26 protein-coding genes are annotated in these 25,476 nt (G+C 70.2%); 5 read left to right on the forward strand and 21 right to left on the reverse strand.

Translation table 11 applies throughout. The annotated features are described in order from the left end of the window. Positions 1 to 3: 3 nt before the first annotated feature. Entirely contained in the window at positions 4 to 342 is a 339-nt protein-coding gene (locus tag AB0M95_RS17000) for a cytidine deaminase (RefSeq protein ID WP_363764972.1), read from the reverse strand. Positions 343 to 352: 10 nt separating this feature from the next. Continuing rightward, on the reverse strand, positions 353 to 988 hold the full coding sequence (locus tag AB0M95_RS17005) for a hypothetical protein (protein ID WP_363764976.1): 636 nt from the start codon (positions 986 to 988) through the stop codon (positions 353 to 355). A gap of 190 nt (positions 989 to 1,178) precedes the next feature. Here AB0M95_RS17005 and AB0M95_RS17010 point away from each other — a divergent pair, with 190 nt between their 5' ends. After that, positions 1,179 to 2,336 carry a S8 family serine peptidase gene (locus tag AB0M95_RS17010; RefSeq protein WP_363764979.1) on the forward strand — a complete coding sequence of 386 codons (1,158 nt, stop codon included), beginning with the start codon at positions 1,179 to 1,181 and terminating at the stop codon, positions 2,334 to 2,336. 148 nt (positions 2,337 to 2,484) lie between these two features. Here the strand turns inward: AB0M95_RS17010 and AB0M95_RS17015 are convergent, their stop codons facing one another. The 8 genes from AB0M95_RS17015 to AB0M95_RS17050 all read right to left on the reverse strand — a co-directional run bounded on the left by AB0M95_RS17015 (position 2,485) and on the right by AB0M95_RS17050 (position 9,645). Then, positions 2,485 to 3,282, reverse strand: coding sequence for an urease accessory protein UreD (locus AB0M95_RS17015; protein ID WP_363764982.1), 798 nt, complete (start codon positions 3,280 to 3,282; stop codon positions 2,485 to 2,487). A 61-nt stretch (positions 3,283 to 3,343) separates the two neighbouring features. Next, positions 3,344 to 4,045, reverse strand: coding sequence for an urease accessory protein UreG (gene ureG / locus AB0M95_RS17020; protein ID WP_363764985.1), 702 nt, complete (start codon positions 4,043 to 4,045; stop codon positions 3,344 to 3,346). Further along, positions 4,035 to 4,736, reverse strand: coding sequence for an urease accessory UreF family protein (locus tag AB0M95_RS17025; protein ID WP_363764988.1), 702 nt, complete (start codon positions 4,734 to 4,736; stop codon positions 4,035 to 4,037). Before AB0M95_RS17025 ends, ureG begins: the two co-directional genes overlap by 11 nt. 68 nt (positions 4,737 to 4,804) lie before the next feature. Continuing rightward, positions 4,805 to 6,529: an urease subunit alpha gene (locus AB0M95_RS17030; protein ID WP_363764991.1), complete on the reverse strand. Its 1,725-nt coding sequence runs from the start codon at positions 6,527 to 6,529 to the stop codon at positions 4,805 to 4,807. Next, positions 6,526 to 6,861 carry an urease subunit beta gene (locus AB0M95_RS17035; RefSeq protein ID WP_363764994.1) on the reverse strand — a complete coding sequence of 112 codons (336 nt, stop codon included), beginning with the start codon at positions 6,859 to 6,861 and terminating at the stop codon, positions 6,526 to 6,528. Before AB0M95_RS17035 ends, AB0M95_RS17030 begins: the two co-directional genes overlap by 4 nt. 11 nt (positions 6,862 to 6,872) lie before the next feature. After that, positions 6,873 to 7,175 carry an urease subunit gamma gene (locus AB0M95_RS17040; RefSeq protein WP_358517741.1) on the reverse strand — a complete coding sequence of 101 codons (303 nt, stop codon included), beginning with the start codon at positions 7,173 to 7,175 and terminating at the stop codon, positions 6,873 to 6,875. A 235-nt stretch (positions 7,176 to 7,410) separates the two neighbouring features. Beyond that, positions 7,411 to 9,078 (reverse strand): cytochrome c oxidase subunit I, encoded by a 1,668-nt coding sequence (gene ctaD / locus AB0M95_RS17045; protein ID WP_363764997.1) that lies wholly within the window; start codon positions 9,076 to 9,078, stop codon positions 7,411 to 7,413. 321 nt (positions 9,079 to 9,399) lie between these two features. Then, positions 9,400 to 9,645: a DUF2630 family protein gene (locus AB0M95_RS17050; protein ID WP_358517745.1), complete on the reverse strand. Its 246-nt coding sequence runs from the start codon at positions 9,643 to 9,645 to the stop codon at positions 9,400 to 9,402. 452 nt (positions 9,646 to 10,097) lie between these two features. Here AB0M95_RS17050 and leuA point away from each other — a divergent pair, with 452 nt between their 5' ends. Then, positions 10,098 to 11,813, forward strand: coding sequence for a 2-isopropylmalate synthase (gene leuA, locus AB0M95_RS17055; RefSeq protein ID WP_363765000.1), 1,716 nt, complete (start codon positions 10,098 to 10,100; stop codon positions 11,811 to 11,813). A 50-nt stretch (positions 11,814 to 11,863) separates the two neighbouring features. On the opposite strand, the gene AB0M95_RS17060 is transcribed toward leuA, so the two are convergent. The 6 genes from AB0M95_RS17060 to AB0M95_RS17085 form a co-directional block, all read right to left on the reverse strand. Then, positions 11,864 to 12,475 (reverse strand): hypothetical protein, encoded by a 612-nt coding sequence (locus tag AB0M95_RS17060; RefSeq protein WP_363765003.1) that lies wholly within the window; start codon positions 12,473 to 12,475, stop codon positions 11,864 to 11,866. 134 nt (positions 12,476 to 12,609) lie between these two features. Beyond that, a complete protein-coding gene (locus AB0M95_RS17065; RefSeq protein WP_358517751.1) occupies positions 12,610 to 13,317 on the reverse strand; it encodes a vWA domain-containing protein in 708 nt (235 codons plus the stop codon). A gap of 54 nt (positions 13,318 to 13,371) precedes the next feature. After that, the gene (locus AB0M95_RS17070) at positions 13,372 to 14,361 is read right to left on the reverse strand and encodes a lipopolysaccharide kinase InaA family protein (protein ID WP_363765006.1); all 990 of its coding nucleotides are present in this window, start codon (positions 14,359 to 14,361) and stop codon (positions 13,372 to 13,374) included. Further along, positions 14,358 to 15,554: a hypothetical protein gene (locus AB0M95_RS17075; RefSeq protein WP_363765009.1), complete on the reverse strand. Its 1,197-nt coding sequence runs from the start codon at positions 15,552 to 15,554 to the stop codon at positions 14,358 to 14,360. Before AB0M95_RS17075 ends, AB0M95_RS17070 begins: the two co-directional genes overlap by 4 nt. A 197-nt stretch (positions 15,555 to 15,751) precedes the next feature. Further along, the gene (locus AB0M95_RS17080) at positions 15,752 to 16,465 is read right to left on the reverse strand and encodes a TetR/AcrR family transcriptional regulator (RefSeq protein WP_363765012.1); all 714 of its coding nucleotides are present in this window, start codon (positions 16,463 to 16,465) and stop codon (positions 15,752 to 15,754) included. A gap of 262 nt (positions 16,466 to 16,727) precedes the next feature. Then, positions 16,728 to 17,963 carry a hypothetical protein gene (locus tag AB0M95_RS17085; RefSeq protein ID WP_363765015.1) on the reverse strand — a complete coding sequence of 412 codons (1,236 nt, stop codon included), beginning with the start codon at positions 17,961 to 17,963 and terminating at the stop codon, positions 16,728 to 16,730. Here AB0M95_RS17085 and AB0M95_RS17090 point away from each other — a divergent pair. Further along, positions 17,944 to 18,873: a hypothetical protein gene (locus AB0M95_RS17090; RefSeq protein ID WP_363765018.1), complete on the forward strand. Its 930-nt coding sequence runs from the start codon at positions 17,944 to 17,946 to the stop codon at positions 18,871 to 18,873. The genes AB0M95_RS17085 and AB0M95_RS17090 overlap by 20 nt on opposite strands. Before the next feature lie 574 nt (positions 18,874 to 19,447). Here AB0M95_RS17090 and AB0M95_RS17095 read toward each other — a convergent pair. Further along, entirely contained in the window at positions 19,448 to 19,657 is a 210-nt protein-coding gene (locus tag AB0M95_RS17095) for a DUF397 domain-containing protein (protein WP_363765021.1), read from the reverse strand. Beyond that, entirely contained in the window at positions 19,645 to 20,472 is an 828-nt protein-coding gene (locus AB0M95_RS17100; protein WP_363765024.1) for a helix-turn-helix transcriptional regulator, read from the reverse strand. Before AB0M95_RS17100 ends, AB0M95_RS17095 begins: the two co-directional genes overlap by 13 nt. A gap of 151 nt (positions 20,473 to 20,623) precedes the next feature. On the opposite strand from AB0M95_RS17100, the gene AB0M95_RS17105 reads away from it, so the two are divergent. Next, positions 20,624 to 21,064 carry an ATP-binding protein gene (locus tag AB0M95_RS17105; RefSeq protein WP_363765027.1) on the forward strand — a complete coding sequence of 147 codons (441 nt, stop codon included), beginning with the start codon at positions 20,624 to 20,626 and terminating at the stop codon, positions 21,062 to 21,064. Between the two features lie 405 nt (positions 21,065 to 21,469). Here the strand turns inward: AB0M95_RS17105 and AB0M95_RS17110 are convergent, their stop codons facing one another. Further along, the gene (locus AB0M95_RS17110; RefSeq protein ID WP_363765030.1) at positions 21,470 to 22,636 is read right to left on the reverse strand and encodes an erythromycin esterase family protein; all 1,167 of its coding nucleotides are present in this window, start codon (positions 22,634 to 22,636) and stop codon (positions 21,470 to 21,472) included. Between the two features lie 90 nt (positions 22,637 to 22,726). On the opposite strand from AB0M95_RS17110, the gene AB0M95_RS17115 reads away from it, so the two are divergent. After that, the gene (locus AB0M95_RS17115) at positions 22,727 to 23,410 is read left to right on the forward strand and encodes a TioE family transcriptional regulator (RefSeq protein WP_363765033.1); all 684 of its coding nucleotides are present in this window, start codon (positions 22,727 to 22,729) and stop codon (positions 23,408 to 23,410) included. 68 nt (positions 23,411 to 23,478) lie between these two features. On the opposite strand, the gene AB0M95_RS17120 is transcribed toward AB0M95_RS17115, so the two are convergent. Beyond that, positions 23,479 to 23,964: a hypothetical protein gene (locus AB0M95_RS17120; protein WP_363765036.1), complete on the reverse strand. Its 486-nt coding sequence runs from the start codon at positions 23,962 to 23,964 to the stop codon at positions 23,479 to 23,481. Between the two features lie 186 nt (positions 23,965 to 24,150). Continuing rightward, positions 24,151 to 25,464 carry a transposase gene (locus AB0M95_RS17125; RefSeq protein WP_363765039.1) on the reverse strand — a complete coding sequence of 438 codons (1,314 nt, stop codon included), beginning with the start codon at positions 25,462 to 25,464 and terminating at the stop codon, positions 24,151 to 24,153. Between the last annotated feature and the right edge of the window lie 12 nt (positions 25,465 to 25,476).

Here is a 25,476-nt window from a genome sequence, read left to right on the forward strand (position 1 = left end):
CGATCAGATGTACCGCCCCTTCACGGCGCCGTCGGGGGCGGCCAGGTACAGGATGGCCTCCCCGAGGTCCTCGACGGCGGACAGATCGGCCGCGCCGGGCTCTTCCTCGTCGGTGACGAGCGCGGCGGCCTCCAGCGACACGGCCCCGCTGGACACGGCCATCGCCACCGCGACCTGCACGGCGGAGAGCTTCAGCGACGGCAGGTCGACGTTGGTCGCCGTGTAGGTGCGGCCGGTCTCGTCGCGCACGGCGGCGCCCTCGGCCGTGCCGTTGCGCGCCCGGGCGGCGCGGGCCAACGTGATGATCTTGCTGTCCTCGGGAGTGAGGGAGGTATCGGTCACGGGCACAAGGCTACTGGGAGGCCTCCCGGATCTTGGCCGCGAGCAGGGTGGCGAGGTCCTCGGTCCGCTGGGGGTCGAGCTTGGCCATGCCGGTGTGCACCAAGGAGATCAGGATGCCGCCCGTGCGCACCACGACCAGGTGCATCTCGTACGGATATCCGCCGACCCGTCCCTTGTACCGCCGCGCCTCCACGCCGTCCCCGATCGTGCGCACGGGCAGCGGAGAGCCGACCAGCCGGTCCCCGGCCCCGGCCTCCTTCACCGTGGCCACCGGGCAGTCCCGCATGAGGTCGGCGGCCGTGCGCAGCGCCTGGCGCGCGTCCCCCGGCGCGTACACGGCGAGCACGACGCCCGCCGTCTCGCCGAGGCGGTCGCCCCGGAAGGACGCGGCCTCCGCGACGCCGGGCCCCTGCTTGCCCTCGGCGAGGTCGAACAGCTTCCCGCAGCGCTCGTCCGCCGGGCGGAACGGGGGCTGCCAGCCGGTTCCGGCGCGGTCGGTGAAGTCGACGGACGGGTCGTCGACCTCCGCCAGCGCCTTGCGCGCCCGCGACAGCTCCTCACGGCTCCTCTGCCCGCCGCAGGCCGCCGTCACCCCGGCGAGCAGGGCGCAGCAGGCGAGTAGGACGGCACCGGTGACGCGCATCATGCTCCCCCGATTCGCTCAGATGGGAGCCCCCGTTCCCACCTGCGGGTTTTCTTCCCGATCACCCGAAGACACAACCTCGTGAGCTCTTGTCCCGGACGCGAAGGAGGCCGGATTGGCTACGCTTTTCGCGCGAACCACGCCGGTGATCTCGCGGCCGGCGCGGGGCCACCCGGGGAGATGGAGCTGAGGCATGGTCGGTCGGGGCATCCTCGTCGGCGCGCTGGCGCTGGCGCTCGCGGCGGGTCCGGGCACAGCCGCGGCGGCGGTCAGGGAGCCCCAGCAGTGCGTGCCCAAACGCGGCGGCATGCAGGTCGGCGAGTCCTGGGCGCAACGGCGGCTGGCCTTCACGGGGGTGTGGCCGCTCACGCGCGGCGAGGGCGTCACCGTCGCCTTCGTCGACACGGGGGTGGACCCGCGTCACCCGCAGCTCGACGTCGCCAAATCCGTCGACCTCACCGGCACCACCCCGCTGGACTGCGTCGGCCACGGGACGGCGGTGGCGGGCATCATCGCGGGCTCGGACCGCAAGGACGTCCCGTTCGCCGGTGTGGCCCCGAAGGCGCGGCTCATCTCCATCAAGCAGGCCAACGGCGACCGGGGGGACGTCGCGCTGCTGGCCGAGGGCATCCGGCGCGCGGCCGACCTCGGCGCCGACGTGCTCAACGTCTCCATCCAGACGACCGACCAGCCCGACCTGAAGAGCGCCGTCGAGTACGCGCTGGCCAACGACGTGATGATCGTCGCCGCCGCGGGCAACGTCCAGCAGCAGGACGGCACTGTGGTGCCCGCCTACCCCGCCGCCTACGAAGGCGTGCTGTCGGTCGGCGCGGCGGGGCCGGACGGCAGGCGGACGAACTTCTCCAACGCCGCCACCCCGGTCTCGGTGCTCGCCCCGGGCGAGAACATCACGAGCACCTGGCCCGGCGCCGCCTACGAGCAGGATCTGGACGGCACGAGCTACGCGGCGCCGTTCGTCGCCGGGGTCGCCGCGCTGGTGCGGGCGCGCCACCCGGAGCTGGACAATGTGCGGGTGCGGCGGCGCATTGAGCTCACCGCCGACGGCGCCTCGGGATCGGGGACGGGGGCAGGCATGGTCAACCCGCTGCTGGCGGTGTCGGAGATCCTGCCCTCGGAGGTCGTGGCGCTCGCGCCCGCGCGTCCGGATCCGCTGCCCTCCGGCATCGTTGCCAAGCCCGCGCCTCCCGACCACGAGGCCATGGCGCGGGCGGGCGGCATCGCGCTGGGCGCGGTCGGCGCGGCGGCCCTGGTGACGGCGGTGAGCCTGGTCATCCCCCTGGGACGGCGCCGCGGGTGGAAACCCGGACGCACAGCCGTGCCCGGAGACTGAGGAGACCTTTCAGCGGTACCGGCGGCCGTTTCCAGCACCGAGCGGCCGTTTCACCGGCGGAGCGGCCCGTTTCAGCACCGCGCGGCCGTTTCACAGGCGCAGCAGCCGTTTCCGGCACCGAGCGGGCTCAGGGGCCGCGCGCACCGCGTCAGGGGCGGCTGGAATCGCAGTAGGACTCTCCCCAGGCGAGGCGTTCGCGCAGGGTGGGCGCGTCGGGCGCGAGCGCGGACACCAGCGTGCCCGGCCCGGCCAGGGGCAGCACCGCGCACCCCTCGCCCACCACCGCCTCGGGCGGGGACTTGACGGCGGGCGGCCTCGGCCCGGCGACCAGCACGCTGCCGACGCAGCGGGCGTCGCCGTACACCGCGGGGCTGCCGTCCACGGCGGGGTCGCCGACGACGAACTCCTGCCTCAGCAGCGGCACGCCGCGGACCGTCGCGTCGAAACGGGCGTGGCAGGTGCCCGGCCGCTCGCCGTAGCGGCCGAACACGATCTCTTCTCGCCAGTACACCGACGCGCCCTCGTCCATCGCCAGCCTCACGATCATGCGGTGCGCGGACCCGGCGGCCAGGACGACCGGCTCGGGGGCGTACCGCAGTGAGGCGCCGACGCCCACCCGCGCCTCGACGATCGCCACCGATTCGCCGGGACCCGGGAGGACGAGCGTGCTCGCCACCGAGGCGAGCTCCAGTGAGGTGCCCGGGGCCACGTCGATGTGGAGCTCCAGGCGGTCGCCGCCGAGCGGCCCGGCGGCGGTGGACACGAGGTGTACCGTGGCTGATCCGGTCGCCGGCCCGATGGCCGGTCCGGTCTGACGCAGGGTCAGCGGCGGATCCGACCGGAGCGTCCGCAGCACGGTGCGGCCCCCGGACAGTTCGGTGACCACCGCGGCACGCGCGTCCAGCGACCTCCGGTCCGTCGGGGACGGTACCGGGGGGCGCGGCATGGCGGAGGTCGTCACCGTGTTCTCAGCTTTTCTCAGGGTTCTCAGGCGTCCTTCAGGGTTCTCAGGCGTTGGTGGACGGGACGGCGGGACCGTGCGTGTGGTGCGCGCGTGCGTGCGCCCAGGACTCGACCACGCCGTGCACCCATTCGGCGACGGCGTAGACCTCGGGAACCTCCCTGATCGAGGTGAACAGCACCGGCTTGCCGTCGCGCACGGCCGCCGCGTCCCTGGACATCACGGTCAGATCGGCCCCCACGTGCTTGGCCAGATCGGTCTTGTTGACGACCAGCAGGTCGGCCGTCGTCACGCCGGGACCGCCCTTGCGCGGCACCTTGTCGCCGCCGGACACGTCCAGCACGAAGATCTGCTGGTCGGCGAGCCCCCGGCTGAAGGTGGCGGTCAGGTTGTCCCCGCCGCTCTCGACGATGACGAGGTCGAGCGGCCCGAAGCGTTCCTCCAGGCTCTCGACCGCGTCGATGTTGGCCGCGATGTCGTCGCGGATGGCGGTGTGCGGGCAGCAGCCGGTCTGCACGGCGACGATGCGCTCGGGGTCGAGGACCCCCGCCCGGCGCAGGAAGTCGGCGTCCTCGGTGGTGTAGATGTCGTTGGTGACCACACCCAGGCGCAGCACCGGGCCCAGCGTGCGGCACAGCGCGGCGACGAGCGCGGTCTTGCCGGACCCGACAGGTCCTCCGATGCCCAGGCGCAGTGCGCGGTCCCGGGATTCGGGGGACTGGTGGCGATCCTCGTGGTTAGCTGACAAAGAGCCGTACCTCCGTGCGTAGGTGCTGTTCGGCCAGCAGGTCGAGTGCGGGAGCGGCGTGCGCGGGAAGGTCCTCCCACGCGGTGGTGGCGCATGACGCGCGCGCCACGTGTTCCAGGTCGGGCGCGAGGCCGGCGAGCACGCGGTGCACGTCGACCGGGTCCAGCCCGAGCAGCCGGACGACGGCCGTGGCCGGTCCGGTGATCGCGTTGTACGCGGTGGCGAGGGCCGCGTCGTGGGGTGCGCACCCAGCCGCCCGGGCCGCCGCGCCGAGCGCGATCGGGTGGTGCGGCCCTTCGGGCACCGCGCGTGCCAGGGCGTCGAGCGCGGGCGAGGGCCAGATGCGCCGGCCGCTCCGCAGCAGGAGCCTGCCCTGGGTGCGGCTCGCCGCTCGTTGCGCGGGCGAGGCGGTACGGGCGTCCGCCTCGGCGTCCAGCGCCCGCCACCCGCCGGCCGTCTCGCCGACTGTGTGGTCGGCTGTCTGGTCGGCCGTCGCGCCGAGCGCGCACGCGGCGGCGGCGAGGGCGGCGGCGACGAGGCCGGTCGTGGCGAGCCGGCCACGGAGGAACCGCGCCAGATCCTCCGGGCCGGTGATCGCCCCGATCCGCACCGCCTCCTCGGCGCCCCCGGAGTGGCCGTGGCCACCGGCGGGGAGCCGGGAGTCGGCGAGCAGCAGCAGCGCCGCGTCCATGTCAGCCGTCCACCGGCGTCGTCAGCGTGGGCAGCGTGGTCAGCATCGTCGAGAGGGTGCCGGTTCGGTCAGAACAGGAAGTAGCGCTGGGCCATGGGAAGCTCCTCGGCCGGGGCGGGTTCGATCGTCTCGCCCTCCACGCGGACCGCGAACGTGTCGGGGTCCACCTCGATGGCCGGGAGCGCGTCGTTGAGGGGCATCGACGCCTTTCCCCGCCGGCGGACGTCGGCGACGGGCACGAGCCGCCGGGCCACACGCAGCCGGTCGGCGATGCCGTCCTCCAGCGCGAGCGGCGCGACGAAGTGCAGGGACGTGGCGGCCGCGGTGACCGGGGCCGCGCCGAACATGGGGCGGGGGAGCACGGGCTGGGGCGTCGGGATCGAGGCGTTCGCGTCGCCCATCTGCGCGTACGCGATGACGCCGCCCTTGACGACCAGATCGGGCTTGACCCCGAAGAACGCCGGCTCCCACAGGACCAGGTCGGCGAGCTTGCCGACCTCGACCGAGCCGACGTGCTCCTCCAGGCCGTGCGCCACGGCCGGGCAGATCGTGTATTTCGCGACATAGCGGCGGGCGCGCAGGTTGTCCGCCGAGCCGTCGCCGGGCAGCGCGCCCCGGCGGCGCTTCATCACGTGCGCCGTCTGCCAGGTCCTGATGATCGTCTCGCCGGCCCGGCCCATCGCCTGCGAGTCCGACCCGATCATCGAGATCGCGCCGAGGTCGTGCAGAACGTCCTCGGCGGCCATCGTCGAGGGCCGGATGCGCGACTCGGCGAACGCGAGATCCTCCGGCACCGAGGGGTTCAGGTGGTGGCAGACCATCAGCATGTCGAGGTGCTCGTCGAGCGTGTTGACGGTGTGCGGGCGCGTCGGGTTCGTCGAGGACGGCAGCACGTTCGCATGCGACGCGACGCGGATGATGTCGGGCGCGTGCCCGCCGCCCGCGCCCTCGGTGTGGTAGGCGTGGATCCCGCGGTCGCCGATCGCCCGAAGCGTGGACTCCACGAACCCGGCCTCGTTCAGCGTGTCGGTATGGATCGCCACCTGCACGCCCGTCGCGTCGGCCACCCGCAGGCACGCGTCGATCGCGGCGGGCGTCGTGCCCCAGTCCTCGTGCAGCTTGAAGCCGGACGCCCCGGCCCTGAGCTGCTCCATCAGCCCTTCGGCGCCGGTGGTGTTGCCCTTGCCGAGCAGGGCGACGTTGACGGGCATGCCGTCCATCGACTCCAGCATGCGCGCGAGGTACCAGGTGCCGGTGACGGTGGTGGCCTTGGTGCCGTCGGCGGGGCCGGTGCCGCCGCCGATCAGCGTGGTCACCCCGGCGCCGAGCGCCTCGTCCACGATCTGCGGGCAGATCAGGTGGACGTGCGAGTCGATCGCGCCCGCCGTGACGATCTTGCCGTTGCCGGACAGGATCTCGGTGGACGGGCCGATGACCAGATCGGGGTGCACGCCGTCCATCGTGTCCGGGTTGCCCGCCTTGCCGATCGCCGAGACCCGCCCGTCCCGCACGCCGATGTCTGCCTTGACGACGCCCCAGTGGTCGAGGATCACCGCGCCGGTGATCACCAGGTCGGGGGCGCCCTCGGCGCGCGTCGTCCGGGCCTGGCCCATGGACTCGCGGATCACCTTGCCGCCGCCGAAAACGACCTCGTCGCCCGCGCCCTCGGGGCTCCGGCTCAGGTCGTCGGTGACCTCGATCAGGATGTCGGTGTCGGCGAGGCGGATCCGGTCGCCGGTGGTCGGGCCGTAGAGGGCGGCGTAGCGTGCGCGCTCGATCGAGGGACCGCTCATGCCGGCTCCCTGGCGTCCACGCGCTCGTCCAGCGCGCCCGCGTATTCGAGCCGCAGGCCGGGGACGACCCGCAGCCCGCCGATCGGGACGAGCCGGACGTCCCGCTCGACGCCGGGCTCGAACCGCATGGCCGTGCCCGCGGGGACGTCCAGGCGCAGGCCCCACGCCGCGTCCCTGTCGAACTCCAGCCCCGGGTTCGCGGCGGCGAAATGGTAGTGCGACCCCACCTGAATGGGACGGTCGGCGGTGTTGACGACGCGCAGCGTGACCCGCTCGCGCCCCGGGTTGAGAGGAATGGGCGCCTCGCCGTGGAGGATCTCGCCTGGCGTCACGTGGCCCCCCGTCAACTGATCGGCCGGTGGACGGTGACGAGCTTGGTGCCGTCGGGGAAGGTCGCCTCGATCTGCACCGATTCGAGCATCTCGGGGATGCCCTCCATGACGTCCTCCCGGCGCAGCACCTTGCGTCCCGCGTCCATGAGCTGGGCGACGGTCTGGCCGTCCCTGGCGCCCTCGAGGAGGAACGACGCGATGATCGCGGTGGCCTCGGGATGGTTGAGGCGCAGTCCCCGCGCCTGGCGTTCTCGGGCGACACCCGCCGCGACATGGATGAGCAGACGTTCCTGTTCGTGTGGGGTCAGCCGCATGGCCGGACACTAGGCAACGGTCGTTTCCATGGTGTGACGGCGCCATTTCGGAATCGTGTCGGACGCCATGAGGCCGGGGATATCGCGTTCCAAACCCGGGGCGCCCCGAATGGCGGGACGCGGCGGCCGACCGGAGCGGCCGCGCGAAGGTCAAGCGCGGCCCACAGGACCACCTTATACGGACATGCGGCAAAGGCCGGACGTGTTAGTGCGGTGAAGGCCCGCTCTACGGCGCTCACTCCCGCCGGCGCGCCGTCTGTACCCCGGTGATCGGCAGAAGCGAGTAGTGCAAGTCGAACGCGGGGCGCTCGGAGCGGACCGGCGGGATATACGTGAAATTGTGCCGCGGCGGCGGGCAGGACGTGGCCCACTCCAGCGAGTTCCCGAAGCCCCACGGGTCGTCCACCTCGACGTTGGGAGCGTACCTCCACGTCTTCCATATGTTGAACAGGAAGGGCAGCGTCGAGGCGCCGAGCAGGAACGCGCCCGCCGAGGAGATCATGTTGCCGGTGGTGAAGCCGTCCGCCGGCCCGTAGTCCGCGTACCGGCGGGGCATGCCCTGCGTGCCCAGCCAGTGCTGCACCAGGAACGTGGCGTGAAAGCCGATGAACAGCGTCCAGAAGTGCCACTTCCCGAGCCGGTCGTCCAGCATCTTCCCGGTGAGCTTCGGCCACCAGAAGTAGAACCCGGCGAACATCGCGAACACCACGGTGCCGAAGACCACGTAGTGGAAGTGGGCGACGACGAAGTACGTGTCGCTGACGTGGAAGTCCAGCGGGGGCGAGCCCAGGATCACCCCGGTGAGCCCGCCGAACAGGAACGTCACGAGGAACCCCACGGCGAACAGCATCGGGGCGCAGAGGACGATCTGCCCCCGCCACATCGTGCCGATCCAGTTGAAGAACTTCACGCCGGTCGGCACCGCGATGAGGAACGACATGAACGAGAAGAACGGCAGCAGCACGTGGCCGGTCACGAACATGTGGTGCGCCCACACCGTCATCGACAGGCCGGTGATCGCGATGGTGGCGCCGATCAGGCCGATGTAGCCGAAGATCGGCTTGCGGCTGAAGACCGGAAGCACCTCGGTGATGATGCCGAAGAACGGCAGCGCGATGATGTACACCTCGGGGTGGCCGAAGAACCAGAACAGGTGCTGCCACAGCAGTGCGCCGCCGTTCCCGGCCTCGAAGACCTTCGCGCCGAGCTTACGGTCGATCTCCAGGACGAGCAGGGCGGCGGCCAGCACCGGGAACGCCATGAGCACCATCGCGCTGGTGAACAGCACGTTCCACGTGAAGATCGGCATCCGGAACATCGTCATGCCCGGCGCCCGCATGGTGATGATCGTGGTGATGAAGTTCACCGCGCCGAGGATCGTGCCGAGGCCCGAGAACACCAGGCCCATGATGAACAGGTCCGGGCCGGTCCCGGGTGTGTAGGTGCCGGTCGACAGCGGCGCGTAGAGCGTCCAGCCGAAGTCCGCGCCCCCGCCCGCGACGAACAGCCCCGACACCACCATCAGCCCGCCGAACAGGAACAGCCAGTAGCTGAGCATGTTGAGCCTGGGGAACGCGACGTCGGGCGCGCCGATCTGGAGCGGCATGATGGCGTTGGTGAACCCGGCGAACAGCGGGGTGGCGAACAGCAGCAGCATCAACGCGCCGTGGTTCGTGAACATCTCGTTGTACATCTTCTGCGACATCACCTGCAGGCCGGGCTGCAGCAGTTCGGCGCGCATCAGCATCGCCATGAACCCGGCGATCAGGAAGAAGCCGAACGAGGTGACCAGGTACAGGTTGCCGATCACCTTGTGGTCGGTCGTGCTCGCCCACTTGAGCAGGAGCCGGCCCTTCTTGGCCAGGCCGGTCGCCGGGACCGGGGGCTCCCGCGTGTAGATCACGAGGTGCCCCCTGCCGTACGGCCGGCGGGCCATCGGGTGGCGCCGGCCGTACGGCCCGCCCGCCACGGTACAGCGCGCGATGTCACGCCGTTTTCACCGGTTTCAGCGGGGCCGGTACCCGGCCGGGCCCTGCGTGCCGTCGTCACGCCACACCCCCCGCCGTCGTCCGCTCACCGACCCGTTTCCGCTCGTACTCCGATTACATCGGGCGAACTTGTCGAAGCGGCGAAATGTCCGGCAAAGACACAAAAGGCGACGGCCAGGCTTTCTTTTCGAAAACCTGGACACCGCCGCCGTGTAGGAACCTGCGGAAAACGGGGGCTACTGTTGGTAGCCCTCGACCTCGTCGACCGGGCGCGGGCTGGCGAAGTCGGGATCCTCGCCGAACTCCCTGCGGGCCTTGCGCTGCCGCAGCAGGTCCCAGCACTGGTCGAGCGCGTCTTCCAGCTCCTTGACGCGCGCCCGCTCGTCCTGCGCGTCGACCTCGCCCGTACCGGTCCGGTTCCGCAGTTCGTGCTCCTCCGCGATGAGGTCCTTGATCTTCGCGAGGATCTCGCCGTCCTGCATGTCCTACCTCCTCGATGTCCATAGGGAGCTTACGGCGTGGACAATGGCAGGATGGGGTGAGGGCCGCTAACCGGGCCTTTGACCTGCGGCGTTCACGTACGGTGAGCGGCAGTACGTGATCTCACGGGGGTGGCCGGCGGGACGTAGGGGTGACCCGGGGACGGCACCCCAGGTTCGGGCGACCCCGTCACGACGGAATCCAGGCGTCTGGTACGGTCTGGTTTATGCTGCGCAGGCTGCTCCTTAGCCGCCGCGGCGAGGGCCTGTAAGAGGCCGGCTCCCTCGCCGCGGAGCGAGTCATGCGCGTCGGCCGTCCGAGGACGAAAATCCCGGTGGCGACCAATCCCCGCGATCCGCAGCGACGCCTAGCGATCTCCGGGCGATCACAGATGTCAGGCATGTGAGTCCTGACGCGCGCCGCCCCCGGTCCCGACACCGATCAGGAGCACGCCATGTATCCCCAGCAACAGCCCAGCCCCATGCCCTTCCAGCGCTACCAGCCCTTCGCCCCCGTACGCCTGTCCGACCGCACCTGGCCCGACAAGGTCATCGACCGCGCCCCGCAGTGGTGCGCCGTCGACCTGCGCGACGGCAACCAGGCGCTGATCGACCCGATGGACTCCCACCGCAAGCTCCAGATGTTCGAGCTGCTGGTCCGCATGGGCTTCAAGGAGATCGAGGTCGGCTTCCCCGCCGCCTCCCAGACCGACTTCGACTTCGTCCGGCAGATCATCGACGAGGGCCGCGTCCCCGACGACGTCGTCATCCAGGTGCTGACCCAGGCCCGTCCCGAGCTGATCGAGCGCACCTTCGAGTCGCTGCGCGGCGCCAAGCAGGCCATCGTCCACCTGTACAACTCGACCTCCACCCTGCAGCGCCGCGTCGTCTTCGGCCAGGACAAGGAGGGCATCACCGCCATCGCCGTCGAGGGCGCCAAGCTGTGCAAGAAGCTCGCCGACCAGATGACCGGCACCGAGATCTTCTTCCAGTACTCGCCGGAGTCGTTCACCGGCACCGAGCTGGAGTACGCCGTCGAGGTGTGCGACGCCGTCAACGCCGTCTGGCAGCCCACCCCCGACCGCAAGGTCATCATCAACCTGCCCGCCACCGTCGAGATGGCCACCCCCAACGTCTACGCCGACCAGATCGAGTGGATGAGCCGCAACCTCGCCCACCGCGACTCGATCGTCCTGTCCCTGCACCCCCACAACGACCGCGGCACCGCCGTCGCCGCCGCCGAGCTCGGCTACCAGGCCGGCGCCGACCGCATCGAGGGCTGCCTGTTCGGCAACGGCGAGCGCACCGGCAACGTCTGCCTGGTCACGCTGGGCATGAACCTCTTCTCCCAGGGCATCGACCCGCGGATCGACTTCGGCGACATCGACGAGATCCGCCGCGTCGTCGAGTACTGCAACCAGCTCCCCGTGCACCCCCGCCACCCCTACGGCGGCGAGCTCGTCTACACCGCCTTCTCCGGCTCCCACCAGGACGCCATCAAGAAGGGCCTGGAGGCCCTGGAGCGCGACGCCGTCGCGGCGGGCGTCGCCGTCGACTCCTACCCGTGGGCCGTGCCCTACCTGCCCATCGACCCCAAAGACGTCGGGCGCACGTACGAGGCCGTCATCCGCGTCAACAGCCAGTCCGGCAAAGGCGGCGTCGCCTACATCATGAAGGCCGAGTACGGCTTCGACCTGCCGCGACGGCTGCAGATCGAGTTCTCCGGCGTCATCCAGGCCCGCACCGACGCCCGTGGCGGCGAGGTCACCCCCGCCGAGATGTGGGAGGTCTTCAACGACGAGTTCCTCCCCAACCCCGCCAAGCCGTGGGGCCGCTTCGGCCTGCTCGCCCACCGCAACGTCGCGAAGGTCGACGAGAAGGACGCCATCAGCGCCGACATCCGCGTCGACGGCGAGATCCGCGAGGTCGAGGGCGTCGGCAACGGCCCCATCTCGGCGTTCGTGGACGCCCTCGGCAGCGTCGGCGCGGAGGTCCGCGTCCTGGACTACACCGAGCACGCCATGAGCGCAGGCACCGACGCCCGCGCCGCCGCGTACGTCGAGTGCCAGGTCGGCGACCGCGTCCTGTGGGGCATCGGCGTGGACGCCAACACCGTGACCGCGTCCCTGAAGGCCATCCTCTCCGCCGTGAACCGCGCCTCCCGGCCCTGACCCGGCCTCTGGCCCCGCCGACGGCCGTCCTGACCGCCGGTGGGGCCACCTCAGCGCATGGCGAACAGGGCGAAGAGGAACAGGAGCACGATGCCCCCGGCCGCGCAGATCAGGAACGCGATGAGGCAGCCGGCGAAGACCGACCGGCTGCCGGGGGCGCTCCCGCCGTACGGCCGGGGCGGGTGCGCCGGCAGGCCCGGAGGGTGGTACGGCGCCCCGAGGCCGGAGGCGGGCCCGTACGGGCCGGGCATCGGCGCGACGGTGCCGTGCGCGGGGCCGGCGTGGGGCGGCATGCCGTCGGGCGTGAGGTAGGACGGCCAGGTGGCCGACGGCGGGTACCCCATGCCGACCGACCCGGGGTCCGGCGGGCCCCACCGCCGCCCCGGCGCGGGGGACGCAGGAGGAACCGGACCCATCACGGGGCCGCTGTTCCGCGGTGTGGGCGAGGGCGCGTCCCGGGCCGGCGCCCTGGCGGGACGTGTCAGGCCCGGCGGGGGCTGAGGGAACACCCGCGGCGGCGCCGGGCCGGTGGGCCGGGCGGGCGGCCTGATGAGGGTGATCGGGGTCTCGGGCGCGCGCCGCTCGTCGCACACCATGCAACTGGCCCGCTGGGCGTCGTTGTAGGTGTCGCACGCCGCGCACTGCCATGTAGCACCCGCCATGGTGCCCCCCACCGGATATGACCTGACCTGACGATGCCGGTCCTGATACACGGACGTACGTCCGTCAGGGCCGGATTCTCCCCGTCCTCACGTTACGTCCTCCGGGCCGTGCGCGGCCGTCCTCGTCGCGTACGTCAGAGACTGTGGACGATCGTGTTGATGATTTCATCCATTTCGACATCCTGGAGCCCTTCGCCCGCCTTCGAGGGGAACTGCATGGTCAGGCTCCACTCGTCCGTGATGCTGGTCCACGGTTCGGTGTCCGGGGCGAACAGGACGAGCCGCTTGGCCGAGTGCTCCATGACCGCGGTCCGGCTGCTCGCGTACCCCCACTCCTCGAACAGCTCGTCCATGGTGCGCGGCAGGTGCATCGGATAGGTGTGCGCGGCCATCGCCTCCGGCATGCCGATCGGGTGCGCGGGGGCGTCGGTGAACATGACGATGACGTGACGCCGCCGGTCCAGGCCCTTCTCCCAGGGCGCGTTGATGGCCAGCGCCAGCGCCTCCAGCCCGGACTCGGGGAAGTCGCCGCCGCCGGTCGCCTCCAGGCGGCGCATGAACCGCTCGAACTCGCCCGCCTGGCCGGGGAACAGGAAGAAGTCGCTCTCCTCGATCGCGTCCTCGGCCCGGTCGGCGAAGTCGCGGAACCCGATGACCTTCAGCCGGAGCTGGCTGATCGCCTTGCCCGCCCGCGTCATCACGGCTTCGAGCCGTTCGTGGAACGACAGGGCGCTCTCTTTGACGGTGTCCAGCACTGGGCGCATGCTCTCGGTCACGTCGATGCACAGCACGATGTCGACCGCGTACCGCAGGTTCCCGGTGTGCTGCTGGCCGGTTGTCATTGCCGGTTGATCCCTTCCGATGTGGTCGCGGCCCGCCATGGGACGGGCCGGGGGTCAGCGACGGCCGTCGCCGAGGTTGATGCGCACGCGCGAGCCCGGCCGCGGCGCCGGGGGAGGCACGGCGTCCGTGCGCCCGGCGGGAGGACGCGCGTGCAGGACGCACGCCCCCGGATCGCCCAGCGTAGCCAGGAACGCGGAGATCGGCGGCCGGGCGCCGGGATGGAGGGACGTCATCGCCTCCAGCAGCGCCCGCACGTGCGGCGCGAGCCGTTCGTCCACGCGCAGCCGCTCGCCCGCGATCACCGCGTCGGCGGGCGAGTCGTACCGGTCGTCGAAGCCGGGGATCGCGCCGGTCAGGTAGCGGTGCGCCACCAGGCCGAGGGCGAACACGTCCACGGACGTGGTCAGGTGCCCGGGCAGCGCGTCCGGGTCGCCCTGGACGTACCGCCGCCATTCGGGCGCCCCGTACACCGAGTCGCCGGTGATCGTCTCCGGCCCCGGGGGCTGCCCGGAGACGTACGAGTCGTCGAAGTCGATGAGCTTGGCCGTGTGGAAGGCGCGCGGGCCCTTGCGCTGGATGAGCACGTTGGACGGCTTCAGGTCGCCGTGGACGACGCCGATGCCGTGCAGCAGGCCGACGCTCAGGCCGAGGGTCTTCAGCAGCACCGATTTGTTCCGCGGGGGCAGCGCGTGCGGCGCGTCCAGCGGGGAGGGCGTGATGCGCTCGGTCACCTTGTAGTACGTCGTGCCCTCGTGGAAGAAGTCCACCGCCAGGACGAGGTTGCCGGCTCCGGTCACGTCGTGGGACAGGCGGCCCATGATGTCCCGCTGCCGCTGCTCGAACTCGGCGCACTCGCGCAGCCGCGCCGCCTTGCTCGCCGCCGACGCCGTCGACCCCTCCTTGGGGCGCTTCGGCTCCAGGAAGCGCTTGATGAAGTAGTGACGCCCACCCCGCACCGCGAAGGCCCACACGCACTTGCCGCCGCCGTCGTTGGTCGGCTCGGACACGATGTGGTAGCCCCTGATCACCGCGCCGAGCTTCATCGTCCCCCCTCCAGCGGTGGCATGAGCAGTTCGTAACCCTCCCGGTAGTCCCGCCAGGCCCGCTCGCGCCACCGTCCGTGCGCGGCGGGGTCGTCGTCCGCCGCCTCCGCCTCGGCGGCGTACCGCCCCTCCAGTTCGCGCAGGCGGTCGCCGAAGCGTTCCCGCAGGTCGCCGAGGCCGGAGAACCCGAAGGCCGCCAGGCACAGCGACGCGTCGTCGCCCGTGTACCCCGACACGCGCGCGGCAAGTCGCTCGGCCCAGTCGCGTTCGTCCTCCGACTCCATGAGCGTGCCGAGCAGGTGGCGCTCGAAGTCGGAGGGCGTGTCGACGTACCCGAAGCAGCCGTCGGTGGCGCAGACGAGCACGCACGGGCCGTCCAGCGCGACGGGGTGGGACTCGACGGTGAAGTCCCGGTCCGCGCACAGCATGTTCGTCAGTGGCGGGTCCTGCACGAGCTGTTCCAGCGCGTCGGTCTCGACCGTGTGGTCCCGGGTGAGCGCCTGAAGTCCTCCGTCCGGCGTCAGCGCGTACGCCCGCGAGTCGCCCGCCCACAGCGCCTCGCACTCCACCCGCCCGTCCTCGACCCGGTAGCGGACGGCGGCCATCGTGGAGGGCAGCACCCGGCGCATCGACCCGAGGATCCTGCTGGGCACGCGCGGGCGCGCACCCGCGAGTTCGGCGGCCAGGCTGCTCCGGAGCGACTCGGTCTCGAACGGCTTGCGGTCCTCCAGGCGCTCCAGGAACCACCCCTCGACGCACCGGCGCGCCGTACGCGACCCCACCCAGGCGCCGGTACGCGGAACGCCCGTCCGCGAGGCGGCCACGATCGAGGCGCCCGCGCCGCCCGCGCCGTCGAAGACCCCGACGACGCCCTCGCGCGTCGGCCCGTGGTGCACCAGCAGCGGCTCGGCGTCCTCCCCGAGGCCCTCCCGCCGCTCACTCCACATCCCGAGCGCCAGCCAGCCGCGTCCCTTGCGGTGCCACACGACCGCCCCACCCGGCGCCGGCGCCCGCGGCACCTCCACGCGCGGGGCGGCGTCCCGGGCCTCGTCCGCGTCTGAAGCCTTGTCCGCGTCCGGGGCCTTGTCTGAGGCCTTGTCCGAGTCCGGGGGCTTGTCCTGAGCCTTGTCCGCGTCCTGGGCATTCTTCGTGTCTCGGGCCCTGTTCGCGTCCTCGGCCGCGGCGTCGCCCATAGCCGTCCTCCGTTCCGCGGTCACGCGTCCCGGGGAGCCCGCGCCAGGCCCACGCCGCGATGCCCCTCCGCGGACTCGGTCACGCGCGCCAGTTGCCCGCATTTCTCCCCGTGAGCGCATCGTATGGGGTGACGACCTCGGATCGGCGGCATGTGGCCATATCGGACGGCAGTGAACGCCGCCGGAAGGTGAGCCCGCTACTGAGGGCCGGGGGTGAGGCCGAGCAGGTGGGCCTGGGTCAGCGCGTTGTAGTCGAAGGTGGCGGACGGGTCCTCGATGACGCTGTTGTACATGCCGAACAACTCAAAGCTGATCGTGCCATAGATGGACGTCCACGCCATCAGCGACATCAGGATCACATCATGCGGAAGTGGGGCGAACAGCGTCTCGCGCAGCCGTTCGGCGTCCTCCGCGAAAGAGGCGGGGAAGGGCGGGAGGCCGGCGGTGCGCGGGGTCAGCTTTCCGGCCGCGTCGGCGTCGCGCAGGATCCCCGCCAGGACGAACGCGTCGCGGGCGGCGGGCCCGACCGTGTCCTGCGGGGCGACGTAGCCCGGCACCGGCGAGCCGTGGATCAGCGCGTACTCGTGCGGATGGGCCAGTGCCCACGTCCGGATCGCCCGGCAGGCCGTCATCCACCGGTCGAGGTACTGATCGCGGGGGCAGGCCGCGTCGGCGGTCTCGACGGCCTCGCCCACGGCGTTGAACGCCTCGATGATCAGCGCGGTGAGCAGCTCGTCGCGGCTCGGGAAGTAGCGGTAGATCGCCGAGGACACCATGCCCAGCTCGCGGGCGACGGCACGCAGCGACAGCCCCGTGGCCCCGTCGACGGCAAGCTGCCGCCGCGCCACGTCCTTGATCTCGCTCACGAGCTCCGCCCGAACCCGCTCCCGCGCAGTGCGACTGGCGTTCATCCTCCCGACCATACCAGAGCACCGACCCCAACAAAGAGCACCGCTCTGATCGGACCACTTGCTGGCCAAGGTGATCGAGGACCCTGACGTCGAGCACGATGCCCGGTCCATGTTGGCCTGGTCCCTGCTCTGCAGCCTCTCTGCAGGCAAGCCAGACGCGGTTGCGGGCGACCAAGCGGTAGTAGGTGGCGTGCGCGCAGCCCCGGCATCGCGAAGCTGACGTACCTTTCGCGCCCTGGGCTTGATTGACGCGGGCCGACCTTCAGGGCGACGAGGGCAGGTTGTCCAGGTAGGCGCGGAAGTCCTCGGCCGCGGGTTCCTTGGAGGGTAGCCGCCGGGCGAAGGCGTGGAGCTGATCGGTGACGCGGCCGGAGTCGACATCGGTGACGAGTTCGACGGCACGGTACGCGGTTTCGAGAGCGCCGTGGAGGTCATGCTGGTCGAGTTGGGCATCTGCGATGGCGGCGAGGCCGAGCACGCTGTCTCGGGCGTAGTCCTCACTGCGCTCGGTCATGCCTTGCTCGAGCAGGTGCAGAGCCGTGCTGATTTCACCGAGCTGGACGAACGCCGTACCCACCTCGATCGTGAATGACGGGCGCCGCATCCAGTAGATCCACGGCGGGTCCTCGTCGGGGTCGCGGTGCTCCCAATGGTCGTCGGCGCGGGACAACATGTGTACCGCCTGGCGCGGTTCGCCGAGCACGGCGTGCGCGCGGACCTGCCAGGCATCCAGCATCGCGTGGACCGTTCGGGAGCCACCGACGCCGATCTTCTCGCGAGCGGCCTGCAGCAAGTTGATAGAGGTGCGGCCGTCGCCGGCGTAGGTGCGCTGCATCGCCATCAGGGACAGAATGTAAGCGCCGGTCATGGTGCCGCCGGCGGTTGCGGATGCGCGTAGTCCGGCGTGCCAGTACCGTTCGGCAGCGGCGTGTCGGCCAGCGTCGAATGCCGACCAGCCGGCGAAACGGTACAGCTCCCCGGCGGCGCCGTACAGGCGTTGCTCGATGTTCCCGCGGTAGCGGCCGCGCTCCAGCAGCCGTGACACCAGCTGCAGGTCGGCCTTGGCCAGGTTCAGGCAGTAGTCGCCGCCGGTGAGGTCGTCCAGGTGCCACAGCTGCTGGATGCGGCCCTCGACCCAGGTGGCGAGCTCGGCGTCGATGGCGCCTCCGTCACCCGCATGGGTGACCTTCTGCTCGGGGACAGCCGCCCAGGCGTCTGCCAGCGCGGCGGCGCTCTCCGCGGACAGCAGCAGAAACGATCGCCGGTCGGTGTCCGCGTCCATGCACCCCGCCATGATGTGCCGCGCCGTCTCGGGCGTCCACGCCTGGTCGAACGGCTCTGTCCCGGTGGCTGTCAGTACCCACGACGGCCAAGGAAGATCTAGCACGGTCTGCGAGTCGATGCCTACCTCTGCGGCTATGGCGAGTTGCGCGTCGAGTTCCGGGACGGTGCCGTGTTCCCACCGGTAGACCTTTGCGGTGCTGCGCTCGATCCTCACCCACGACCCGCAGGCGCGAATCCTCCTGGAGAAGCCCGCCTGCCAGGGCCATGAGATCGGCGAACTCACCGGCCTGCTCGGCGAGCACCCCAACGCCCGCATCGTCATCACCGACCAGTATCAGCATGCCCGCGCCCTGGACGTCGCCGCCGGACTCCTCGACACCTACGAGCCGGGCACGCCGATCAGCCACATCGGGGTGACGTTCACCAAGGACCGCAGCGCCGACATCGCCGGCGGCCGGTTCGTTGACCGCTCCTACGGGGTGCTCGGCTACGAGTGGCTGCACATGCTGGCCGTGCTGCGGCGCCTGCTCCCGGCCAAGGCGTTCGACACCTACCTGGCAGCCCACCCCCGGCAGGCGACCCTGCGCGCCATCTACGACCCCAGGTTGTTCGTCTCCGCGCTCACCGAGCACTCCACGCTGCGCACGGGCGAGCACCTGCTGCACCTGGAGTTGCACTCCAGCATCACCAGCCCGGCCGTTGTCCTGGGCGGCGCCCCCGAGCGGACGACCGGATGGCGGCGCGACATCCGCCCCGCGGACGACCGGCACCGCTACCTCACCGTCCACGCCGGCCGTATCCGGGTCACGGTCCACCTGGACCCGGTGACCGCAGCCGGCGGCTGGCAACTGGAGCGCAACCACCACCGGGTCACGGTGGAACGCGATGACGATGTCCTGCACGACCAGGTGATTGAAGACTCGCCGCTGCGCACCGCTATCGAGCTGGCGGCCGGTACACTGATCAGCCCGCGGGTCCTGCCTCCGCCAGACCTGGGCCCGCTGCGCCGGATCACCGCACTGGCTGAGCACCTGCGAGCCCAGAAACCCGGCCAGGAGACGACACCCAGCAGCGACGGCGCGGTACCGGTTCCGCTGAGAGGGGGCCTCGCCTCGACCGGGTGAACCACCGCCCGCCATCAGCGACCCCGCAGGCCCGGTCTGATTGATGACCGGGACTGCCGGCGTTGCGTCCAACCGTGACGGTGCGGAGGTGGCCGGTAGTGTGGACCGCGCGCGCTGAGCGGCGAGCCGGGCCACCTGCACCTGCTCGGGGACCCTGTTGATCACGCTGGACCAGACCGACGGCACACCGTGAGAAGGCCCCGCGGCCTCCTCACGGCGGTCGGCTGGTGGCGTTGGCTGCGATCATCGGGCGTCACTCGGGCCATAAGGTGCTGATCGTCGCCCGCGGGGAGATGATCGCCGCCGCCCACCACCATTTCCTCGAAGTGCCCCGGCCGGGCAGGTGCTGCCGCTGGCGTTCACCAGCCATCCGACCGGGCTCGCCAGATGGAGGCAGCAGCCGATTTCGTGGATGCGACCCGAACTCCGCCGAAGGTGGGCCCTGTACGGACACAACGGCACCCATTACTTGAGCACCTCCTGAGCGAACACGGCACCGAGGAAAGGTTCAACGACGAAGTCGCGGAGCTGCACGCCAAGCCCAGGATGACCTCCTCCGTGGTCCATTGCAAGGTCAGGCGATCTGGCCTGCTTTGAGCCCGCCTACGAACGCCTGCCACTCGGTCGCGGGGAAAACCAGAATGGGCTGCGCGAACTGCTTGCTGTCGCGAACCCCGCGCCACCCACCGGCCAGTTTCGCCACTTCAACGCAGTTGCCGCCGTTGCTGCCCGAGTAGGAGGACTTGATCCATAAGGTCGCGCGCTCCTGGGTCAGTTCGTCCATCGCTCTATCGTCTCCTTGATCAATTCGAGGGACTCGCGCTGAGACAGGGCCTCCGAACGGATCCCTTCAAACCTGAATCCTAGGGTCCTAACGGCCTCTGTCCAGTCGGTCACCTGGGCGTTCGAAGCCGCCTCGACGTAGGCCGTATCGGGACTGCCTTGGGCCTGGGCGATGACGAATCCTCCGAGAAGGCCTGTCGTGGAGTATGCCTTAAGAGGCAGCACCTGAATGGTGATTCTCGGAGCCTCCTCACCGAGTTGAAGCAGATGGGTCAACTGTTCCGCCATCACGGCAGGGCTGCCGATCGGCCGGTGGAGAACGCCCTCGTCGATGACGACCCACAGCATGGGCGGTTTGGGACGCCTGAGAATCGATTGCCTCTCCATCCGGGCCGTGAGATGTTCCTCCACCTCCTCCGAGTCGACTCCAGGCTCCCCTCGGAGCATGGCGCGCGCGTAGTTCTCGGTCTGCAGGAGTCCGGGAACTATCAGCGGCTCCCAGGTTCGCAGTGACTCGGCCGTGGCCTCGATGTCGAGCCATGGACGAAACCACGGTGGAGCGGTCGCGCGGCTGACCATCGGCCAGAGCCGCATAAGGGCGCCTTCGGCCTCCAGGACCTCGTCGCAGTGCCGGGCGAAGTCTTCTGACGGCGACCGTTTGGCCGTCTCGATCATGCTGATGGTCCCGACCGAGTAGGGCACCGCGCGGGCCAGTCGCAGTTGCGACCAGCCCTTCTCCTTACGGTGTCTGCGCAGCTCAAAGCCGAAGAGGGCGGTCGGGGACTCGGAGGGGTTGAGCTCGCTTTCCTTAGGCATGGGGGGCTCCAAGGGTCCTTCTCGGGTCTTTCACCCAGGGTTTCAGTTAAAGCGTTGATGGCTCGTTGAAGTCAATCAGTCACCAAGTGTAGTCAATCTTGGGATGGTTGGAAGGACGGCAGCGATCAATCTCTCCGAGCGGGTGAAAACCATGAAGCGAGCCAACGCGGACCCGAGAGTTCTGGGACGTACGTCTCTGGCCAGCGTCCCCGAATCCGTTTCACTGGCACGTCGTGAGGTCCGCCGATGGCTGGGGAGCGCGCACCCCGCCGCCGATGACGTCGTCCTGGCCGCTACCGAACTGATCACCAATGCGATCATCCACGCCGGCTGCGGGGCGGACGACTACATCGGGCTCACGGTCACCGAGCAGGATGGAGCCATCCGTATAGAAGTGAACGATCCGGGTTCGTCCGTATCGGAGCCTGAGGTCCGCAAAGACCCCGACGCCGAGAGCGGACGCGGCCTGCTGATCGTCCGTGAACTCTCCCACGACTGGGGCAGTTGCGACGACGGCCCCGGCCTGGGCCGGACGGTCTGGTGTGCCATCCGCTTCACCCCGCCCAACGGCTCGGGCCCGCTGATGCCGTGACGAAGCGTGTCTCCGGCTCGCTCGTCAGCGCCTCTCCCGGTTCGCGCCTTGAGGTGCCGGGTGCGCCCCCGGCAGAGAGCGGGAGGCAAAACGAGGGCTTTTGCCTATTTCTGGTGGGTGCGGGGGGATTTTCGTGAGAAGCTGTTCCGCCTCCGCTATCACCGGAGCGCCCTGAAGGCCCCGGTCGGAACCTTCCCCTATGCTCCGACCGGCCCCGCCCCCGATGAGACTAACCCCCAGCCTCATCGGGGGCCCTCCGGGAACGATGCGAGCGTCACGACCGGCGCGACCCTGACCGTCCCGGGGCGCTCACGTCACGACCGACGCGAGACCCAACCGTCCCACGGGCGGCCGTGAGGCTCGACCGTCTCGGGGACACTCAGGAGCCTGACACGCACGCGCCTGTCAACCTAGCCTGACAGCCTGCTTGAGGAAGACGACGCCGTCGATCATGTCGAGCTGAGCCGGGTCCAGCGGGAAATAGGCGAAATCGTGGGAGATGCGCGGGGCGGGCTTCGTGATGGCCTCGGCCAGGCGGCGGGTGTCGATGAGAGAGCGGTCCCACGGGAGCGTGGACAGGATGCCCTCGACGGTGTCCGGGGGCGGGGCGTTGTCGCCGACCGTGCCGAGGGCCGAGGCCAGGAAGGCGTACCGGTCGCCCAGGTACGTCCCGGTGATCGCCCCCGCGCTCCACCACTCCAGCAGCTGGTCGCCGAACGGCATTGAGCTCTTGTTCCGCTGCAGGTGGAGGTTACTGGCGAAGACCAGGGCCGGGCCGTGCTCGGCGACGGCACGCAGGTTGGCGGCCATCATCGCGTCCCGCAGGGCCGACAGCCGGGTCCACCGTGCCGGGGACGCGTCGGCCATCCAGTAGTGGTAACGGAGCAGGCCGGTGGCGGTGCGCCCGTACAGTGCCGCTCGCTCCCTGTCCTTCGGCCTCAGTTGCGGCGCCTGCGTGTCGAGCAGCGCCACCAGGTCGTCGGCGATCAGTCGCAGCCGCTGGGCGTCGGCGGACTGGCCGATCGACTGGGACGGATCCATGGCCGCGGCCTCGTTCGCCCACCGGTCGTCCGGGCCCAGCAGCGTGTCAAGGGTTTCCCTGGTTACTACCGTAGAGGGGAGCGGGCCGTCGAGGAGTGCGTAGAGGGCGGTGAGCGCCTGGCGCGGGCTCGCCGCCCAATACTCCAGAGGGCCGTCGAACCCGAAGAACCGGAGCTTTTCGTCATGCTCCTCGTTGTACGCCCGCATCCAGCGCACGAGCCCGCGGTTGGCCGGTGACGCCCCGAAGCCGTGGCTGAAGCCGCGTTCCATAACGTCATCGAGCATGCCCGCCCCCGTCGTGACGTAGTCGTCCACCACGAGGCCCATAAGACAGTCGCTCTCGATGGCGAACGACCGGTAGCCCTCGTACTCGACCAGATGCCGGAACATCTCGTTGCGCAACTCGCCAAGCTCCCCCACGAAGTGCCTGGCCTCGCCCAGGCCGAGCAGCAGGGGCTTGGCGGGAAGCGACCGCAGGAACGCCGAGACGCCCGCGCCATCGAGCGGCCGGGCTGGGTCCTTGATATCCATACGTTCAACGGTATCTCTGAACCCTCCTTGTAAACTTTTCCGTGGAAATCGCCGCTCACATCGTATGGACCCTCAATCGGTGATGCATCCATGAGGCCAGTGGACCTGGCGCGCGAGCACGGCTTGTCCACCCAGGCGATCAGGAACTACGAGGACGCCGGCATCCTGCCCGCGGCGGAACGCACCGTGCACGGCTTTCGCACCTATACGCCGCTGCATGCGCAAGCCCTGCGCGCGTTCCTCGCCCTCGTGCCCGGGCACGGTCACCAGACGGCAACGTCGATCATGCAGGCGGTCAACCGGGGTGCCACCGAGGACGCGCTGCGACTCATCGACGAGAGCCACGGCCGGCTCCTCGACGACCGCCGCACCCTCCAGGCCGTCGAAGCCGCGCTCCGCGGTTTGGCGCCCGTGCCGCAGGAGCGCGGCCACATGTTCATCGGCCCCCTGGCCAGGATGCTCGGCATCCGCCCTGCCACCCTGCGCAAATGGGAGAACGCCGGGCTGGTCCAGCCGCGCCGCGACCCGCAGACGGGCTACCGGATCTACAGAGCGGCCGACGTACGGGACGTCCGGCTGGCCCACCAGCTCAGGCGGGGCGGCTACCTGCTGGAGCAGATCGCCCCGCTGATCGCTCAGGTCCGCTCCGCCGGAGGCGTCGCCCCGCTGGAGTCGACCCTGCGCGACTGGCAGGCCCGCCTATCCGCCAGGGGCCGCGCCATGCTCAAGGGCGCCGCCGACCTGGACGCGTACCTCTGCGCCCGCGAACCCTGAGGCCGCGGCGTGCCGACGGGACGGAGCGGTGGCTGCTCTCCCGTCATCTCAGAGGAGAATCAGCCCGATCAGTACACGTCCGCCCCATCCTCGTACACAGGATGAAGCCAGACGGAGTGCAGTTCCTGCCCTCTCCGTCCCAGGACGACTCCCGTCGCGACTTCGACCATCTCATCGTCGGCCTCCTCGTCGGGCGCCACGCGGACCCAGCCGTTCGACGGGTCGAACACCGTCTTCCAGCCCTCTCCCCCAGGTACCGGCTCGGAGACCCCCATCTCGAAGATCTCCGGCGCGGCGATGATCACCCCTCCCGGCCGGGTCGAGGGCCGGGGCAGGGGCCTTTCTTCCCATGCGGAGCGCGGATGGTAGCCCCAGACGTACATAGCGCGGTGCGTGGAGACTCCGACCTCGATTTGGAGGGTGCCTATCACGACGCTCGTGACGTCCTCGTCTCCCATGGCGTACGCCAGGTCGGCGGGGCTGCTCACATCGAAAGAGAAGCTGTGTTCATCGACGTGGTACCTGAGCAGCCCGTCGATCCGGACGTCCTCCACGCTGTCGAGCCTCATTCACCGACTCACTTCTTCCCCACGAAATTGAAATGCAGGATTCTGTTGTTCTTGGTTCAAGTCCAGGTACCCAGCCAACAGATCGTTGAGGTTCCGCGGAAGTCCACCGCCCCGGAATTTGACCTGCTCCCCGCCCTGAAGTGAAGTGAAGGACGGGGGTTCCCGTGCCGCTTACGCGGCAGCTCGCGGCGCGCCGCGAGCTATGGAACGGGGTGCTTGACGCTTCACCGACCCGGGCAACCCCAAGTCTCCACGCCCTGAGACGACCGGCCCGGCCGCCTGTCCTCTGGCCTTGATGCATTTTGCGGCGTTCACGTCGGCGTGCTCGGTATGCCCGCAGGTGGTGCAACGGAAGAGGGCTTGGCTCTCGCGGCTCTTCGCGTCCACCTTCCCGCAGGCCGGAGCCGAGCACGTCTGGGACGTGTAGGCAGCAGGGACTTTACTGATGACGCTGCCGGTATAGCGGGCCTTGGACCGCAACGCGACTTCCAGCCCGTACCAGCCCTTATCCAAGATCGCCTTATTGAGGCCGGACTTTTGAGCGGCCCGCGAACCCGGCTCCTCGAGCGTGCCGCAGGCCGAGGCGGTCATGCCACGGACGCTCAGATCCTTCAAGACGATGTGCCCGTAGTCGCGGGTGAGCCGGTGCGCGGCCTGGGCGTTGAAGTCCGCCCGGCGCCACCGAACCCGCCGCATGATCTCCCCGACCTTACCGGCCAGCACCTTGCGCCGGGCCGAGCCCTTCCTCGCACGGGCCAACCGGCGTTGCAGCCGCAGGCACCGCTCCGCCTCACCGGCCGACAAGTAGCCCAGATCGGCCTCGCGGCCGGCCTTTTCCTCCTTCGGGGGCACCGGTGAGGACACCCCGGACTTGCCGGCATGGCGGCGGTCGAAGAACTCTCCGTCGCAGGTGACAGCAGCCGTCACCACCCCCCGGTCCACCCCCGCCACCTTGTCGGGGCGTGCATGCCTCTCCATGTGCATGATGCCGTCGTCTACCAGGAACGAGACGAACCAGTGCGCACCGTCGCGCGAGATGGTCGCGGATTTCACGGTCTCGCCCAGCGGGCGCGACAGGCGCAACCTCACCCACCCGAACTTGGGCAGGAACACTCGCCCCCACTTACGGTTGATCTTCTCGACCGGGATGTGCTTGGCGGTCGGGAACCGAAACGACGGCGTCCACTTCGCCTTGCTCTTCCAGCGGACCTTCCAGGTACCGTGCCTGCGGCACGCCTCGTCCAGGTCCTTGAGCGTCTGCTGGATGACCTGGGCGGGAGCATCAGCCAGCCAATTGAACTCGCTCTTGGCATCGGCGAGTTGCCCGCACTGCTCGGCGTAGCCGATGAAGGCGCCCCTGCGCCGATAGGCGCGACGCTGTTCCAGGCCGGTGTTCCACACCGACCGGCAGATCCCGGCCACCCGCTCGGCGAACAGCTTTTGCCCGAAGTCCAGCTCCAGCCGGTACTTACGCCCCGTCAGCATGCGGAACACCTC

It is taken from the genome of Sphaerisporangium sp. NPDC051017 (assembly GCF_040683095.1).
Classification (GTDB): domain Bacteria; phylum Actinomycetota; class Actinomycetes; order Streptosporangiales; family Streptosporangiaceae; genus Sphaerisporangium.

Coding starts and splice junctions, on each gene's coding strand:
- AB0M95_RS17005 (WP_363764976.1), bottom strand. CDS start 988: ATGATGCGCGTCACCGGTGCCGTCCTACTCGCCTGCTGCGCCCTGCTC.
- AB0M95_RS17010 (WP_363764979.1), top strand. CDS start 1,179: ATGGTCGGTCGGGGCATCCTCGTCGGCGCGCTGGCGCTGGCGCTCGCG.
- AB0M95_RS17015 (WP_363764982.1), bottom strand. CDS start 3,282: ATGCCGCGCCCCCCGGTACCGTCCCCGACGGACCGGAGGTCGCTGGAC.
- AB0M95_RS17025 (WP_363764988.1), bottom strand. CDS start 4,736: ATGGACGCGGCGCTGCTGCTGCTCGCCGACTCCCGGCTCCCCGCCGGT.
- AB0M95_RS17030 (WP_363764991.1), bottom strand. CDS start 6,529: ATGAGCGGTCCCTCGATCGAGCGCGCACGCTACGCCGCCCTCTACGGC.
- AB0M95_RS17040 (WP_358517741.1), bottom strand. CDS start 7,175: ATGCGGCTGACCCCACACGAACAGGAACGTCTGCTCATCCATGTCGCG.
- AB0M95_RS17050 (WP_358517745.1), bottom strand. CDS start 9,645: ATGCAGGACGGCGAGATCCTCGCGAAGATCAAGGACCTCATCGCGGAG.
- leuA (WP_363765000.1), top strand. CDS start 10,098: ATGTATCCCCAGCAACAGCCCAGCCCCATGCCCTTCCAGCGCTACCAG.
- AB0M95_RS17060 (WP_363765003.1), bottom strand. CDS start 12,475: ATGGCGGGTGCTACATGGCAGTGCGCGGCGTGCGACACCTACAACGAC.
- AB0M95_RS17065 (WP_358517751.1), bottom strand. CDS start 13,317: ATGACAACCGGCCAGCAGCACACCGGGAACCTGCGGTACGCGGTCGAC.
- AB0M95_RS17070 (WP_363765006.1), bottom strand. CDS start 14,361: ATGAAGCTCGGCGCGGTGATCAGGGGCTACCACATCGTGTCCGAGCCG.
- AB0M95_RS17075 (WP_363765009.1), bottom strand. CDS start 15,554: ATGGGCGACGCCGCGGCCGAGGACGCGAACAGGGCCCGAGACACGAAG.
- AB0M95_RS17080 (WP_363765012.1), bottom strand. CDS start 16,465: ATGAACGCCAGTCGCACTGCGCGGGAGCGGGTTCGGGCGGAGCTCGTG.
- AB0M95_RS17095 (WP_363765021.1), bottom strand. CDS start 19,657: ATGGACGAACTGACCCAGGAGCGCGCGACCTTATGGATCAAGTCCTCC.
- AB0M95_RS17100 (WP_363765024.1), bottom strand. CDS start 20,472: ATGCCTAAGGAAAGCGAGCTCAACCCCTCCGAGTCCCCGACCGCCCTC.
- AB0M95_RS17105 (WP_363765027.1), top strand. CDS start 20,624: ATGAAGCGAGCCAACGCGGACCCGAGAGTTCTGGGACGTACGTCTCTG.
- AB0M95_RS17110 (WP_363765030.1), bottom strand. CDS start 22,636: ATGGATATCAAGGACCCAGCCCGGCCGCTCGATGGCGCGGGCGTCTCG.
- AB0M95_RS17115 (WP_363765033.1), top strand. CDS start 22,727: ATGAGGCCAGTGGACCTGGCGCGCGAGCACGGCTTGTCCACCCAGGCG.
- AB0M95_RS17125 (WP_363765039.1), bottom strand. CDS start 25,464: ATGCTGACGGGGCGTAAGTACCGGCTGGAGCTGGACTTCGGGCAAAAG.